14 protein-coding genes and 2 pseudogenes are annotated in these 14,795 nt (G+C 68.5%); 11 read left to right on the top strand and 5 right to left on the bottom strand.

The annotated features are described in order from the left end of the window. Positions 1-78: 78 nt before the first annotated feature. The 5 genes and pseudogenes from ACH4DZ_RS43350 to ACH4DZ_RS43330 form a co-directional block, all read left to right on the top strand. A pseudogene (locus tag ACH4DZ_RS43350) lies at positions 79-381 on the top strand (aldo/keto reductase); the annotation flags it as partial. Between the two features lie 1,130 nt (positions 382-1,511). Next, positions 1,512-2,426 (top strand): methyltransferase domain-containing protein, encoded by a 915-nt coding sequence (locus tag ACH4DZ_RS43345; protein WP_398295136.1) that lies wholly within the window; start codon positions 1,512-1,514, stop codon positions 2,424-2,426. 9 nt (positions 2,427-2,435) lie between these two features. Beyond that, positions 2,436-5,543, top strand: coding sequence for a LuxR C-terminal-related transcriptional regulator (locus ACH4DZ_RS43340; protein ID WP_398295134.1), 3,108 nt, complete (start codon positions 2,436-2,438; stop codon positions 5,541-5,543). A 109-nt stretch (positions 5,544-5,652) separates the two neighbouring features. Then, a complete protein-coding gene (gene queC / locus ACH4DZ_RS43335) occupies positions 5,653-6,417 on the top strand; it encodes a 7-cyano-7-deazaguanine synthase QueC (RefSeq protein WP_398295132.1) in 765 nt (254 codons plus the stop codon). Next, positions 6,414-7,193 carry an FkbM family methyltransferase gene (locus ACH4DZ_RS43330; protein WP_398295130.1) on the top strand — a complete coding sequence of 260 codons (780 nt, stop codon included), beginning with the start codon at positions 6,414-6,416 and terminating at the stop codon, positions 7,191-7,193. The genes queC and ACH4DZ_RS43330 overlap by 4 nt, the downstream gene beginning before the upstream one ends. Before the next feature lie 78 nt (positions 7,194-7,271). Here ACH4DZ_RS43330 and ACH4DZ_RS43325 read toward each other — a convergent pair whose 3' ends face one another. Genes ACH4DZ_RS43325 through ACH4DZ_RS43305 form a run of 5 tightly spaced genes read right to left on the bottom strand, consistent with a single transcriptional unit; the run spans position 7,272 to position 11,518 of the window. After that, the gene (locus ACH4DZ_RS43325; RefSeq protein WP_398295128.1) at positions 7,272-8,528 is read right to left on the bottom strand and encodes a glycosyltransferase; all 1,257 of its coding nucleotides are present in this window, start codon (positions 8,526-8,528) and stop codon (positions 7,272-7,274) included. Between the two features lie 5 nt (positions 8,529-8,533). Continuing rightward, a complete protein-coding gene (locus tag ACH4DZ_RS43320) occupies positions 8,534-9,742 on the bottom strand; it encodes a glycosyltransferase family 4 protein (RefSeq protein ID WP_398295126.1) in 1,209 nt (402 codons plus the stop codon). Between the two features lie 60 nt (positions 9,743-9,802). After that, positions 9,803-10,396 carry a GTP cyclohydrolase I gene (gene folE / locus ACH4DZ_RS43315; protein WP_398295124.1) on the bottom strand — a complete coding sequence of 198 codons (594 nt, stop codon included), beginning with the start codon at positions 10,394-10,396 and terminating at the stop codon, positions 9,803-9,805. After that, entirely contained in the window at positions 10,393-11,133 is a 741-nt protein-coding gene (locus tag ACH4DZ_RS43310; RefSeq protein WP_398295122.1) for a 7-carboxy-7-deazaguanine synthase QueE, read from the bottom strand. The genes folE and ACH4DZ_RS43310 overlap by 4 nt, the downstream gene beginning before the upstream one ends. A 19-nt stretch (positions 11,134-11,152) precedes the next feature. Further along, entirely contained in the window at positions 11,153-11,518 is a 366-nt protein-coding gene (locus ACH4DZ_RS43305) for a 6-pyruvoyl trahydropterin synthase family protein (RefSeq protein ID WP_398295120.1), read from the bottom strand. 88 nt (positions 11,519-11,606) lie between these two features. Between ACH4DZ_RS43305 and ACH4DZ_RS43300 the strand changes: the two are divergent. The 6 genes and pseudogenes from ACH4DZ_RS43300 to ACH4DZ_RS43275 form a co-directional block, all read left to right on the top strand. After that, a pseudogene (locus ACH4DZ_RS43300) lies at positions 11,607-11,951 on the top strand (hypothetical protein); the annotation flags it as partial. Positions 11,952-11,991: 40 nt separating this feature from the next. After that, positions 11,992-12,288, top strand: coding sequence for an ImmA/IrrE family metallo-endopeptidase (locus ACH4DZ_RS43295; protein WP_398295189.1), 297 nt, complete (start codon positions 11,992-11,994; stop codon positions 12,286-12,288). Positions 12,289-12,462: 174 nt separating this feature from the next. Then, complete coding sequence (locus ACH4DZ_RS43290; protein WP_161558258.1) at positions 12,463-12,735, top strand: hypothetical protein; 273 nt, start codon at positions 12,463-12,465, stop codon at positions 12,733-12,735. Then, complete coding sequence (locus tag ACH4DZ_RS43285) at positions 12,732-13,133, top strand: hypothetical protein (RefSeq protein ID WP_398295185.1); 402 nt, start codon at positions 12,732-12,734, stop codon at positions 13,131-13,133. Before ACH4DZ_RS43290 ends, ACH4DZ_RS43285 begins: the two co-directional genes overlap by 4 nt. Before the next feature lie 151 nt (positions 13,134-13,284). Beyond that, positions 13,285-13,617: a transposase gene (locus ACH4DZ_RS43280; RefSeq protein WP_398295118.1), complete on the top strand. Its 333-nt coding sequence runs from the start codon at positions 13,285-13,287 to the stop codon at positions 13,615-13,617. Positions 13,618-13,623: 6 nt separating this feature from the next. Next, the coding region (locus ACH4DZ_RS43275) for a DDE-type integrase/transposase/recombinase (RefSeq protein ID WP_398295116.1) at positions 13,624-14,795 on the top strand (1,172 nt) is incomplete at its 3' end.

Here is a 14,795-nt window from a genome sequence, read left to right as displayed (position 1 = left end):
CTCCGGAGACCGAGTCTCGGACCGTCCGCCACAACGGCTCTTGACCTGGAGCGCCCTCCAGATCCGAGAGCTGGCGGCATGAACACCACTGACCCCCAGATCGTCCTCGGAACGATGGACTTCGGCACCCGCGTCGATCCCGATCGGGCCTTCGCGATCCTCGATTCCTTCGTCGCCGGCGGCGGTGTCTGGCTCGACACCGCGAACTGCTACTCGTTCTGGGCCGATCCCAGTGGCGTCGGCGGGGCCAGCGAGCGTCTCATCGGTGCGTGGCTGCGGGCCCGTCCGGGCGCGCGCGACTCGGTGCGGATCGCGACGAAGGTCCGGCAGAACCCGCTCGTTCGGCACTCCTGGCCGAAAAGCGCCGAAGGACTCTCCTCCACGCCGGCGTGGAGGAGAGCCTGTGACGTCAGGGCGGAGTTGGCAAAGACGAAGGCCGCGATCGGCAGGGCCATGTGGACCCGGCCCGTCAAGCCGCCCATCTGTTCCAGTGGCGTCTGCTCCGGCGCAAGATTCGGAATGCCGTCGGAGCCGGTCGACGCGGGATGTGCAGCATATGTTTGCGTTCAGTCATATGCGATCAACTCACAAATGATTGTTCGAATGGGCAGGAAGCAGGGGAACGCTCAAGCCATTTAGGCTGGGCGACCTATGGTCTCGGTCGCACAGTAGAGCTGTTTCCCTAGTCCCACAGATTCATTCCAGAGCACCCATAAGGATAATTTCGCGGCCGTGGCCAGCGATGCCCTACGTCCCGGAATTCATAGCCCAGCTATGCAGGCGCGGGTCACGGTTCGGTTGGGCTTCTGCGTCCAGACGGTCTTTGATGACGAATGCGGTACTTGTCGTGAGAGAACGCAATTACTGGCCACGCTGCCGTAGGTCTTTTGTGCTGGCGTCGGCAATCACCTGCAGGACACCGGCCATCACCATTTGGGCGAACATCACCGATGCGAGGACCTTCGACTGTGTGTATCTGTCACTCAGGGTCCCCTGCAAGGCCCCGGGGAGAGTCGTGTTCGCCGGTTTTGATCACGGGATGCCGTAGAGAGTGAGGACGGCTTCGGGGTGGGTGTGAAGACGAACACCCTGGTCGGATGGCTTGCAGGCCGGTCGGCGCGGGCGGCCGTCCTGACTTGCTTGGAGTAGTGACCCGGTGCGGGCGGTCCGGAAGCGCAGATGCCGACGAGTGATTCAGGCCAGAGTCACGTCAAGCGCAGCGATGTGATCTGCTCGAACCTGGTCAGACGAGACTATTGGTACAATTTTTTGGTCAAGCCTTGATCTCCCCTCTGGACTCCAAGATTCCGATGGCGTCTAATATTCAGTGTTCAATAATCAACCGTCGGCAATGAACAGCAACGCCACTATCCGCGTGAGACCGCTCGATGGAGCGCGAGTCAACGCGAGCCTCCCTCTATTTCCTTTTCTCGTTCAGGTGAGGCACGACCGCATCACCCGTCCTTGGCACACCCTTTCCTGTCGACTGCTCTATGGATACGGAGTCATTTATGAGTACGACGGACACAACCGCGACCACTGATGTCCTTTCGGCCGCGGATTTCGCCGCTCATCCGTTTCTCGGTCCCCTGGATCGCAGGCCCGCCCACTACCGCGGTCCTCACCGGCTCAGCCACAGCGGATGGCTCAACTTCGCCGACCGCTTGGAACGCCGGGAGGAGATGGCCGCGATTCTCGCCGCCGTCGCCACCAGTCGCCGGGTGCTGGATGTCGGCGGCGGCACCGGCGAACTCACCCGCGCGGTAGCCGCACAGGTCGGTCGCTGTGTCACGGTGGAGCCGCATGCCCGTCGTGTCGAGGCTCTTCAGACCGCCGGTGCTGTCTCGTCCGGCAACGTTCCGCACGTGTTCGAGGCCACCGGCACCGCCGAGATCGAGGTCTTACCCGGACACGCAGAGGCACTGCCCTTCCCGGACGCCGCCTTCGATGCCGTGCTGGCCTGTTGGGTGCTGCCCTACGCCGACGACCCTGACCGTGCCGTCAGGGAGATGGCCCGGGTCTGTGAACGCGGCACGCCCGGCAGCCGCGTGGTGCTGATCGGCGGAGCTCCGGACAACGAACTGGTCAGCCTCCTCAACGAGGTGTGCGTACCGCTTGCCGGAGAGCCGCACGACCACCAGGGTCACCTGCTCGCTGACGCCGCCCGCACCCTTGGCGAGTCGGGCTTCCCGGTCATTTCGCTGCACCGCACCGAAGCCGCGCTGCATTTCCCTGAAATCGATCTTGAGCAGCGCATCACCATCGCCGCCGCCACCCTGACCGACTTCTGGTACGAGGACCATCCGCGCGCGGCCGACATGCGGGAGGCACTGCGGCCGGCGCTCCGCCGGCACTTCGCCCGCCGTCCACACGCCATCGGGGACCAGGGCATCGTCCTGATGGCCCTGTGCGAGTCCCTGAGCTGATCCGGAGCCGTGGCCGCAACCCGATGGAGGGAACTGGTGGGAGTGAGTCGACCGGACACCGGCAGAGGGAAATACGTCGGCCGTTACGATCTGCTTCGGACACTGTCCCGAGCACTCGACGACACTGCCGAGCAAGGCGTGGTGCGTTGCGTGGTCTCGGGTGAGGCCGGTATCGGACGCACCATGTTGCTCGGCGCCTTCCTCAGCGGATGTCAGGCCCGTGGCATCCCCGTGATCGCAGTGGCCGACCAGGTGCGGATGGCACGCGAGCTCCGCCGACCAGCCGACGGTCATCGCCCGACAGGCCCGGCGTCGAGACACGCCGTGCGGGGAAGCGGGACGGTCCTGGTAGCCGGGTCCGCGCTCGCCGGCCAAGAGGCGAGCCCGGCCGAGGCCTCGAAGCAGTCGTACGAGCCCACAGCAGCTGGAGCAAGAAACCTCCTGGTGGCGCTGCGCGGAAGGGGACCGATGGTCCTGGCCGTGGACGACGCCAACCTGGCCGATACCGCCCGCCTCCAGCAGACGCTGCACATCCTGGCGGAGACAGCGGGGCTGCCGCTGCTCGTGCTGCTCACGGAGCGCGCGGGCGAACCACCGTGCGCGCCCGCCGAGTACAGGGAACTGACCCTCGCAGCACGGAGGCTGACGCTCGAAGGACTGACACTCCGGGAGACCGGCGAAATGCTGCGCCCGCTTCTCGGCAGGCGCCCCGGTGGCGACGTCCCCGCCGCATGCCACCGGCTGACCGCGGGAAACCCGTACCTGCTGGCCTCGCTCGCGGCCCAGCTGCGCGGCGCGCGCCCCTGGCCCGGTCCCCAGGAGTGGGATGCTGTGACCCTTCCGGCGGCCACCGACCTGCTCGTCGGACGAGCCGCCCGGCAGCACCCACACGCTGCGCGCCTCGCCGCGACCGTCGCGGTGGCCGGAGACTCCGGCGGCGCCGACCCCGCTCTGATCGCGCACCTCAGCGGTCTCGGCCTGGTGGAGACCCTGGAAGGGCTCGACGTGCTGGCACGCCACAGGCTGATCGCCGACGGTGAGCAGCTGGTGCTCCGGCATCCGCTGCTCGCACATACCTTGCTCGGCTCCATGACACAGCTGGCCCGCGACGCTGTTCATCTCTCCGCCGCCTCCTACCTGTACGAGCGGCATGCGCCCGTGCGACGCGTGGCCGATCACCTCAGTGCCTCCACCGTCCCTCACCACGAAGACTGGCCGACCGACGTGATGCTGCGCGCGGCAGGCACCGCGCGGCAGGCGGGCCATGAGGGCACCGCGCGCCGCTATCTGGAGAACGTCGTGGCCGTCGGCACCGGCGACGAGCGGCACCAGGCAGTCCTCGAACTCGCCGACCTCCACGTGCGTCTTGATCCCGACGGCGGCGCACAGGCGTTGGTCACCCTGCTCCGCCGTGCCGGCGACAATACGGCGCGGAGCGGCCTGCTCGCCCGTCTGGGCCAGGTGCTTTCGACACCTCGTCACGACCCCGGCGACACCGCAGCCGTACTCGACGCAGCCGGTGTGGAACTGCGCGGCACCGTGTTCGCAGACTGGCCTCAACTGCACCGACTGGCCGCCCGGCTCGACAAGGTGCCGCCGGCCGAAGCGATGAGTCTCTTCCGCAGCCTGCCGCCGCAACTGCGCCCGGGCGCCCGGACAGCGCGGGGAGACATGAGCACTGATCCGGCCGAGGCACCTGATGACTGGCTCTTACAAACCGTCGTCGAGGCTGTCGCCGCCTACTACGCATACCTTGTGGACGACAGCCCCCGCCGCTCGGTCGACCAGGCCCGTGCCGTGCTCGCCCGCGGCACCCGCTGGTCCGAAGTGTGTCCGGCAGCACTCGCTGCCGCGCTGACCGTGTTGGCTGACAGCGGCCATCCCACCGAGGCCGCCGCCCACCTCGACCGGATCTCCGAGAGCACGGCCGAACCGTCCGCCGCCCATCCCTACGGCGGAGATGCGGACCCGCTTGGCGCGTACGGCGGACGCGCGGACCTGCTTCACGTCGCGGGACGAATAGCCTCTGTCCGGGGAGACCTCGACCTTTCGTGCCGACTGCTCACCGCCGGCCTCGCGGTCCTCGCCCGCCCCGATGCCACAGCCTGCTCGCCGGCCCTGCGCGCGACTACTGCGGGCCAACTCGCCAACGTCCTGATCAGTCAAGGAAAACTCGACGAGGCCCAGGCCATGCTGCGCAACGGTGGCTGGCTCGGTCGTCTGCCCACCGACCACTGGCATCAGGACCTGCTGCTGGCGCGAGCCCGGTGCGCCGCGGGACACGGCGCGTTGACGGAGGCCGCCCGCGACCTCGCGGAACTGCGGGCCCGCGCTCATGCATCCGGACTGCGTCACACCGGAACGGCCATGTGGCGAGCGCACGGTGTCGAACTCCTCGACCAGATCGGTGCAGCCGACGAGGCCCGCACCCTGGCGGAACGACAGGTCCGGTTCGCTCGTGCCAGTCGATCCGCCTGCGAACTGGGTGGTGCCCTGCGTGTCCTCGCCCGGGTCGACACCCGGAACGCCGAGGCGCTGCTCAGCGAAGCCGTCGCACTCCTGGCACCCGAGAACGCCCCGCTGAGCCGTGCCGCAGCCCTCACCGACCTGGCCGATCTCTATGCGCGGCAAGACCGCGGAAAGGAGTCGATCGCCGCCCTTAACCACGCGGTGGAGCTCGCCGAACGCTGCGGTGCCGGAGAACTCGCGCTCCGCGCCGGCCAGCGCATCCTTGCCCTCAGCGGCGACATGGCCCTGCACGCCTCACTGAGCGGGGTGCTCGCGCTCACACCGCGCGAGCGCGAGATCCTGGTGGACGCCATGCGGGGCCTGACCAACAGGCACATCTCCCAGAAGCGGGCCATTACCCGCCGCACCGTCGAACTCCACCTCTCCAGTGCCTACCGCAAGCTCGGCGTCTCCGGACGCCCCGGCTTTCCCACCCTGTTCCGCGCCCCTGGTCTGTGGACCCTGCTCACCAGCACCCCCACCGTCCGCCGCACCGACAACGGACGGCCCAGCGGCGCGGCCTGTGAACCTTCCCCTTCGGTGGGCACGGGCGCCGCCTTCGGACCCGACCGTGATGTGCCACGGCACCGTCTCCGTCCAGAATGCTGACACGCGAGGGGCTGACCGGCTTCTCCACCTGAGCGGGGCGGTTTCCATTTCCTGCCGAATGCCGTACCGGTCCGCCCGGCCGCCGCGGCAGATCCGAGAAAGGCACACGATGATCGCAGGTTCCGCAGCCCAGGACGCGGCCGAAAACGAGGACGCACCGGACCCCTTCCACACCGTCGTCGTCCTGTCCGGCGGCATGGACTCCACTACCTTGATGGCCCACTACACGGCTTTGCGGCACCGGCTGCTGGCACTCACCGTCGACTACGGCCAGCGCCACCGCAGGGAGATCGAGTCGGCCCGCCGGGTCGCCGAGCACTACAACGCCACACACCATGTACTCGACCTCACCGGCCTCGGAGCGCTTCTGGGCGGCTCCGCCCTCACCGACGACAGCGTCGACGTACCCACCGGCCACTACGCCGAGCAGTCCATGCGGGCCACTGTGGTACCCAACCGCAACGCGGTCCTCGCCAACGCCGCCGTGTCTGTCGCCATCGCCCACAGAGCCGGAACCGTCGCGCTCGGCATGCACGCCGGTGACCACTTCATCTACCCCGACTGCCGCCCGGCCTTCGTCACCGCCTTGCGGGAACTTGTCACCGTTGCCAACGAGGGATTCCCGACGCCACGGGTGGAGACACCCTTCATGAGCTGGACGAAGGGCCAGATCGCTGAACACGGCACGCGACTCGGTGCGCCGCTGGAGGTCAGCTGGTCCTGTTACAGGGGCGGAGAGACACACTGCGGCACCTGCGGCACCTGCTACGAGCGCCGCGAGGCGTTCCAGCAGGCCCGGATCCCCGACCCCACGCACTACTTGGACAGCACCACCCTCTTCACCCCGCCGTCGGCGTCGGTGTCGGCCCGGTGAGCGGTCCCTCAGCCGGTACCGGACTGCAGAAGATCCAACTGGCCACCGACACCTGGTTCTGGGTCACTTACGAGCCCGAGGCCCGCTGGCAGTACAGGGAGATGTTCCAAGAGGGCTGCTACGACGATGTGCGCCTGCCGGACGACGCACTCGTCCTGGACGTCGGAGCCAACATCGGCCTCTTCAGCTACTTCGTACGTCAAGTCAACCCCACCGCACGGGTCCTCGCCTTCGAGCCCATGCCGCTCACACTGGTCGCGCTGCGCCGCAACCTCGACCTGCACGGCATGGCGCAGACGGTGACGGTGCAGGAGTGCGCGCTCGGCGCCCGGACGGAGAAGGCCGTGCCCTTCGTCTACTACCCGAGAGCTCCCGGCAACTCCACCCGCTATCCCGAGCAGAAGGAACTCCAGATCGACGTGCTCTCACGCGAGGGCCCGCGCGACTACATCCGCTCGCACTACACCGGCACCCAGGTCTCCGTGCACGTCGAGCGCCTTTCCGTGTTCCTCGCCCGTGGCGAGCGGGTCGCACTGCTGAAGATCGACGTCGAGGGTGCCGAACTCGACGTACTGCAGGGCATCGATGCTGCTCACTGGCGGCTCGTCGGCCAAGTCGTGCTGGAGGTGCAGGACCTGGACGGCCGACTCGACGCCATCATCGCCCTGCTGGAACTACGCGGCTTGACCGTCGCCGTTCGTCCCGCTCCCCTTATCCCCGCCGACGTCCGCACGTACGTCGTGCACGCGGTCCGCGCGCGGACCGGGACCGGCTGACCGCAGCTGCGCCCGGCGACGTACGTCACCGGGCGCGGCGATCGGGCCGGTATCGGGTACCGGCCCGAAGTCGTCCAGCTACCAAGCGGTCGAGTGCAGGAACGGAACCTCCACCCGAGCCCCCAGCCGATGTCCCTCCGCCACTATGTGCTCCTGCCACCGCTCCCACAGACCCGCGAGCCGGGATGTCACCAGGATCCGGTCCACGGACCCGTCGGCGCAGGGCAGACGGACACCGAGAGCATGCTCCACCCGCCCTCCCGGTGCGGCGGCCCCCGCGAGGCGGCCGTCGAAGTCGAACCACCGGACACCGGCGGTACGGCCGGCGGGCAGATCGGCGCCGCAGCCCAGGACCGCGACCCGCTGATCTGCGGGGAACCCGTGCAGCGCGGCGAGTTCGGCGCGCACGTCGGTCCCACGCGCCCGCTCGGCGGCCGCCAGAACGAGGCGGTACTCGTCCTCGACGTTCCACTCATGGTGGATCTCGAACCGGTCGGCGGGCCGGGCGAAAAAAGCCCACAGCAGTTCCGTCACCGGTTCGGGATGCTTGTCGGCGAGCATCGCGATGTTGGCTGCGTTGCTGGCCAGGTCGTCGCCAGGAGATCGCTGGTGCGGAGTGTCAAGCGCCCAGGCCACCCGGCTGACCGTGAAGGCGGTGCCGCCCCGGTGCAGCCGGTACCCGAGGTCGAGGTCTTCGCCACCCCAGCTGCGGAAGTCCTCGTCGAAGCCGTTCGCGGCCCGGAAGTCCGCACTGCGCACCGAGCAGTTGACGGACCAGAACCACTGCCACGGGACGACCGTGGCCGCCAGGTCGTATCCGAACCGTTCGAACGCCGGCTGCCGGACGTCACGCAGCGCGTCCGAGCTACCGTGCCGGCGCACTTCCTCGGCAGGGTCGAGATCCTGCCGGACAGCGGCGAGGGCGTCCGGCACGCTCACGTCCGGCCGGTATCCATAGGTGTAGCCGACCACTGCGCGCGGTCCGGCGCACTGGGCGTCCAGGTGCGCGCGGACGAAGTCCGGACCTGGCCGGACTCCCGCGTCAAGGAAGATCAGCACCGGTGCCGAGGCGAGCCGGGCACCGGCGTTGCGCGCGGCGGCGGCCCGGAAGCCGAGGTCCTCCTGGAAGCAGTACCGCACGGTCAGCCGGCCGCCGAACTCCTGGACCACCGCCCGGGTATGGTCGGTCGATCCGTCGTCGGCCACCACCACCTCGAATGCGCCACCGCCGGGCGGCCGATTGGCAGCCAGCGCCGTCAAGGTGCCGCGCAGTAGTTCCGCGCGGTTGTAGGCCGGTATGACGACGGTGGCCGAGAAGCCGCCGGGGTCCGCCATCACGCCTACTCTCCGCCCGACGTGGCGACGGGCTGCTGCGAGCCGGTCGTGAGCCGCAGGAACTCGGCCGCCACGGCCGCGGGAGCGAGCGGCGCGACCTGACGGCGGGTCTGCCGTGAGGCGGCTAGGTAGGCGTCCGGATCGGCCAGCAGATCGATGGTGGCCCGCCAGAGATGACTGGCGCCGGCGGTGAAGTCGTTGGTCTCCAGGGTGCGGCCGGTAAGTGCCGGTAGGTGTCCGAAGCCGTGCACCACGTCGAGATCCACCAGCCGTCCCGCCTCGCCGACCAGTAGCGGCAAGTGCCCGAAGCCGTAGCCGACGACCGGCGTGCCGGCCGACAGGGACTCGGCGGCCACGTTGCCGAACGTCTCCGGGCTCGTGGAAGGGACCAGGGTGACGGCCGCCCCGGCCAGGAAGGGCTGCACCTCCCGCCACGCGATGGCGGGCAACACCTCGACCCCGGGCAGGCCTGCGGCCCGCGACCGGGCAGCTTCGATCATGTCGGCCTGCATGCCCGGCCACAGCTCGAACCCTGCCTCGGCGATGACGATCTGGACCGGCCTGTTCAGGTCTGCGGGACAGGCGTCCAGCAGCTCCGTGATGCCCTTGGACGGATCAGCACGGGTGACGATCCGTACCGGGCCGGTCCGGCGTAGCCGTTCACGCTCCGGACCTTCCGGCACGGTGCCGTGCGCGGCCGCTGCGCCGGACACCGCGTTGGGCAGCGTGCGCCAGTTCGTGACGTCCAGCCCTGCGCGCGCCGCCTCGTCGAGCATGAAGGGACTGACCGGGAGCACCACGTCCGGACGGTGTGCCAGCGCACGCTGCATGTGATCGTCCACACGCAGGAAGTGCACCATGAGCGCGGTCTGTACGTGGGACGGTGCGGGGCTGAGGAAGCCGAGGCCCACCACGGCGTCGGCCCAGCAGACGACATCGGCATCGAACCGGCCGAGAATGTGCAGAACCTCGCGCCGCACCGGCCCGGGTTCCTCGAAGAGTTGCGGCAGTTCGTCGAAGAGCAGTGGGCGCGGAAGAGTGACCGAGTCGAGTCGGCACACGTCCGGTCCGTCCCCGGCACGTGGCGGTCCGGCCGCGATGATCAGCACGTTGTGACCGGTCGAGCGCAGGCCCTCCACGAGCGAGTCGACGGCCCGCTCGACCCCCGCTGGTTCGTCGGCGGCATGGGTGAGCAGGACGAAGGCGATGTTCATCTCACACTCCTCACGTGTGGACGAGGCCGTCGGCCGGAGTGCCGTCGGCAGTTCGTGCGGTCAGCCGGGAAAGGCGATGGCAACGAGCTCCTGGCGGGCCGGGCCGTACTCCTCGAAGACACCCCGGAAGACTGATGAGGTCATTCGCGCCGAGGTGCGGATACCGCGCATACTCATGCACAGGTGCTCGCCCTGAGCGATCACCGCGACGTCCGGCGAACCGGTCACGGCCCCGACCTCGTCGGCGATGTTCTGCACGAGCCGCTCCTGCACCTGGAGCCGGTGCGCGTGGCGATGCGCGATGCGGGCGAACTTCGACAGGCCTAGTATCTCGTCGAGCGGCCGGTAGGCGATGGTGAGCGAACAGTTGAACGGCAGTAGATGGTGCTCGCACAGCGACCACAGCCGTATGTCTCCCACGATGACTACCTGACCGCTGGTGGAGATCGGGAAGCTGGTGCTGGTGTTGCCGGCGTCGTACTGGCTGAACTCCCGCCACCAGCGGGCGAAGCGTGCCGGAGTCTCCTTCAGCCCGTCACGGTCCGGGTCCTCACCGATCTCCACCAACAGCTGTCGCGCGATGTCCTCCAAGGGGTCACGGCTCTCCCGCGGCTCGTCGGCCGCGCCGGTGCGTTCGTCATGCGTAGCAGTCATGTACCTCTCCGGTCACCCCACACAGAGATGTGCAGCCGTGTCGTCAGATTCCACCCACGGGCCACTACAGCGTCGCCGAGGGAACAAAGGCGGCGGTCCAGCTCGTCACGTGACCGCGCCGCGGGCATGATCCACACGGCAGCCTCGCCGATGTGCGTCGTGAGTTCCGCGACCTCGTCGAGGTCCTCGGGGCCTCGGCAGACGAACTTGAACGCCGTGTCCGGCAGTGCCGCCAGCGCGGCCAGCGCCTTCGGCACGATGCGCCGTACTTCCGGCTCACCGGAGTGAGCAAGCTTGGGGGAAACGTTGAAGCGAGCCATCGCCGACACTTCGGGCGCGGGCACCACGGTGCCGTTCGTCTCGATCTCCACCGCGTGCCCGCTCGCCGTCAGGTCGCGCAGCAGGGGCACCAGACGCCGCTGCTGATTCAACGGCTCCCCACCGGACACCACGATCAGGGGCACCGCGAAGGCCCGCAGCCGCTGCGCGACCTCCCGCCACGGCATCGCGTGCAACTCCGCTCGTGGATCCCACGCCCTCCCCGAGTCGCCACTGCCGGTCCAGTCCCAGGTGTACGGCGTATCGCACCACGAACATCCCAGGTTGCAGCCGCCGAGCCGGACGAAGGCGCAGCTCCGCCCCAGGGACGGTCCTTCTCCCTGTACAGCCCTCAAGTGGGGCCGAAAATCTCGTTCACGACGAGCTTCGGGTCCACGACGGCACCACCTTCTTTCCACCGGTCGGTCGACGCCGCGGTCACGGCCGGTACTCCGCCCACGTCTTGGGCGTCTCCACGACCCGGACCGCCACCAGTTCCGGGTAGCGTCCGAGCCAGCGCTCGTAAAGCCAGCGCGCGAGGTTCTCGGCGGTCGGGTTGCGGTCCCCTACGACCTTGTTGAGGTGCTGGTGGTCCACCTCGGCGTCCAGCCATACGCTGAAGTCCTTGAGATCGCCGTAGTCGCGCACGAAGCCGGTGTCGTCCAGGCCGTCCGTGGGTGCGGACAGTTCCAGCGACACCACGTAGTTGTGGCCGTGCAGTCGGCCGCACGGATGGTCGGCCGGCAGCCCGTCGAGCTGGTGACTCGCGGAGAAGTGGAACTCCTTGCTGATGCGATAGGTCATCGTTGGCCTCCTGCCACCACACTGGACGACCCGACCAGCCGGCACATCACGGGCCGGTACCGAGAGACTCCGACCTGAGAACCGAAGCGTGGCATTCTCACCGAGCCCGAGCCCGGCTCACTTCGGCCTTCGAAGCCTGCAAACCCCCCTCCGGCCGGGCAGCCGGGGAGTCGCGGGAGGAACGGCGGTTCAGCCGGCCAGGGTTTCCCCGAACGCGACGTGCATCACCTTCCACCACCGGACCATCAAGGCACAGGTTTACGCGGAAGGCCTGGAACGGCTCGCGGCGAAGCTGCGGGCAGACCAGCCCGAGACCTACCCGACGCAGGTGTGGGCGGACCGGCTGTGCGGCGAACACGCCCCCGGACACCGGCGGAAAGTCCTCGACTCCTTCGGAACCACCGCGCAGCGGGCCGTGCTTTCGAACTGTCGCGTTTTGGGCGAGGGCGTCGATATCCGCAGCGTGGATTCGGTTGCCCTCATGGACCCCAAGGGGCCTGACCTTCATCGACGGCACCCGTCGCGACGACGACGCCACCCTCGAAGGAGACCGCAGCGAAGACGAAGCAGATGCCTTCGCCGCAGACACCCTCATCCCGCCCGCAAACACTGCTGCCTACCGGCAACTCGCCCAGCGCCCTACGCCCTTCACCAAAATCGAGTTCTTCGCGCGCCAAGCAGGAATCGCGCCGGGCATCGTCGTCGGACGCCTCCGACACGACAAAACCCTGGACTGGAAGCACGGCCACAAACTCAAGCGCAGCATCTAGATCACCCTCTCCGGCGACCTCGAAACCGGATAGCAGACCCGCGCACGGCGCAGGATCCGTGAGTCGCTTCGAGGAGACCCCGACACGGATGCTCGCAGCCCGGTCGCCATGACGAAACGAGACCGGTGCGCATGTTCCTCTACCGGGGGTAGAGGAACACGATAGAGTCGGGTCATGGCGGATGAGACGAGCATCAAGGTAAGCGCGGCAGCGCGGGACCGGCTGGCGCAGCTGGCCGCCGAGCACGGCACGACGATCCGGAGCCTGGTGGAGGAGCTGGCGCAGGACACTCCCACCAGGGCCGAGTACGCCGAGCGTGCGGAGCTGGCCCGCTCGGAACTCGCCTCCGCGTTGGGGCAGGTACCCAGCGCGGAGGCCGAGGCGAAGGCCCGTGCGCTGTTGGAGCGTCTGGGCGGGGCGCAGCACGGCTCGCAGACGGCTGCCTGAAGGCGGTGATCTCGGTCGTGCTGGACCACACCGCCGCCACCGCCCTGTACGACCCGAAGGACCCCTACAACGAGGCGGTCGCCGCTTTCTACGTGCAGGCCTCCGACGGACTCGGAGACCTGTACGCACCGGTGCTGTCGCTGACCGCCGGTGACGTCGGGCGGCCCGGCCTGCTGGGCTACATCAAAGGGCTGCGGTTTATCCGCCTCGAAGCCTTCGACACCGACGCCGCGGTCACCGCCACCGAACTGCTGCGGTTCGGGCACTCCTGGGCCGCTGTCCACGCCATCCACGCCGCCCGCCCTTCAGCCGCCCACCCCGCCGGACGATTCCTCCTCACACTCACCCCCAAGGCGTACGCGGGCACCGGCGTCCAGGCAGTCCACCCCGGCCACTAACTGGGCGCATCCAGTGCCGGGCCTCCGCCTGCCTAAAGGCGTGATGGAAGCGTCCGCACGCTCCTGAGTGGTCTTCTCGGGGCGGGGACCTTGATGCCTGATCCTGGACACACGCGACACTGGATCCGCAGAATCTGAGAACGGACATCTCGTGGCCACGAGGCACCACCCGCCGGAGTTCAAGGCGGACGCGGTCGCGCTGTACCAGTCGCGGCCGGAGGCGACGATTCGGCAGGTCGCTGCCAGTCTGGGCATCGACTGGGAAATCCCGCGGAACTGGGTCCGGGCGGTCGGTACGAGCCGCCCGCCCGGACGCCGTACGAAGACACCCACCGGGCCGCCCACGCCGCTGGAAGCGGAGAACGCCACGCTGCGGACTCGATCGGCCGCGACTTCACCGCGGCCAGGCGCATACCAAGGCACGTCGGCGACATCACCTACCTTCCCCTGGCCGACGGGAAGTTCCGCTGTCTTGCGACCGTGATCGACCTTGCCTCGCGGCGTCTCGCGGCGCCTGGCGGGGTGGGCAGCCGCCGACCACATGCGGGCCGACGTCGTCATCGACGCCCTGCATGCGGCCGAACGGACCCGCGGCAGCCTCGCCGGCACCGTTTTCCACAGCGATCACGGGGCCAGTACCGCAGTCGGGTCTTCAACCGACGCCTGCCGCGAAGCGGGCGTCACCCAGTCCATGAGCGCGATCGGCTCCAGCGCGGACAACGCACTCGCCGAGTCGCTCCACGCGACCTGCAAACGGAAGACCCTCCAGGGCCGCCGGGTCTGGGACACCGAGCACGAGGTTCACCTGGACTCTTCCGCTGGCTGCATCGCTACCACACAGTCCGACGCCACTCCCGCCTCGGCCACCGCAGCCCAACCACCTATGAGCGAGCACTCCAAACACCATTGCCTACGTGGCCGAAGCCGCACAGCCCGTGTCCAAGATCAAGGGTCAGGGCCCCAGCGAGACCTCCACCGTCCAGGTGGGCCCGCAGCAGTTGCCGGCCGACAGCTTCACCGACTCCGATCTCGTAAGGACCGCAGCGGTATGTTCGGCCGCATCCAACGCACGTCGCCTCCATCATTACGCGCAGATGGTGAGCAGTTACCGAGCCCAAGCGGGCAATTACGTGCGGCGAGTGCGGATGCGCAGGCGAATGACTCATTGATGAGGGAGGCGGTGATTGCCGAGCGGATGCGTGGGACGAGATGGGAGGTCATCGCAGAGGTCGTCGGTGTGACGGCGGAGGAAGCTGAGAGGAGATGGGGAGACGCCGAAGAGCGGTGGCGTCGCGAAACCCCGGTCACCAAGCGGTCACCGGAAGGACCCGGGGCATTACGCGGCGGTAGCCGACCGGTTCATCCTCACGGGCGCGATGAGCCTCTTCGGCATTGGCACAGGTCTGCCGTTGTCAGCTTCGCTGGACGCCCCCACTGCCCGCGACGGACGACCCGACCTCCCGATATCGGCACCAGCCCCAATTACCCTGATCATGCTGCGGCTTATGGGTCTTTTCAGCAAGAAGGGCAAGCAGCCGCAGTCGGGCGAGCAGCGGGAGATGAGGTCCGGCCGCGAGGAACTGGACTCGCTGAGGCCGTTTGTCGTGCCACCCGACCGGATCCCGCCCGGGGCGGCCGAAGGTGCGCCCGTCGCCCTGCCTG

The sequence above is a fragment of the Streptomyces sp. NPDC017991 genome, assembly GCF_044328075.1.
In the GTDB taxonomy this organism is placed as follows: Bacteria; Actinomycetota; Actinomycetes; order Streptomycetales; family Streptomycetaceae; genus Streptomyces.
The sequence above is the reverse complement of the archived record's forward strand: the minus strand, read 5'-3'. Positions and strand labels throughout refer to the sequence as shown.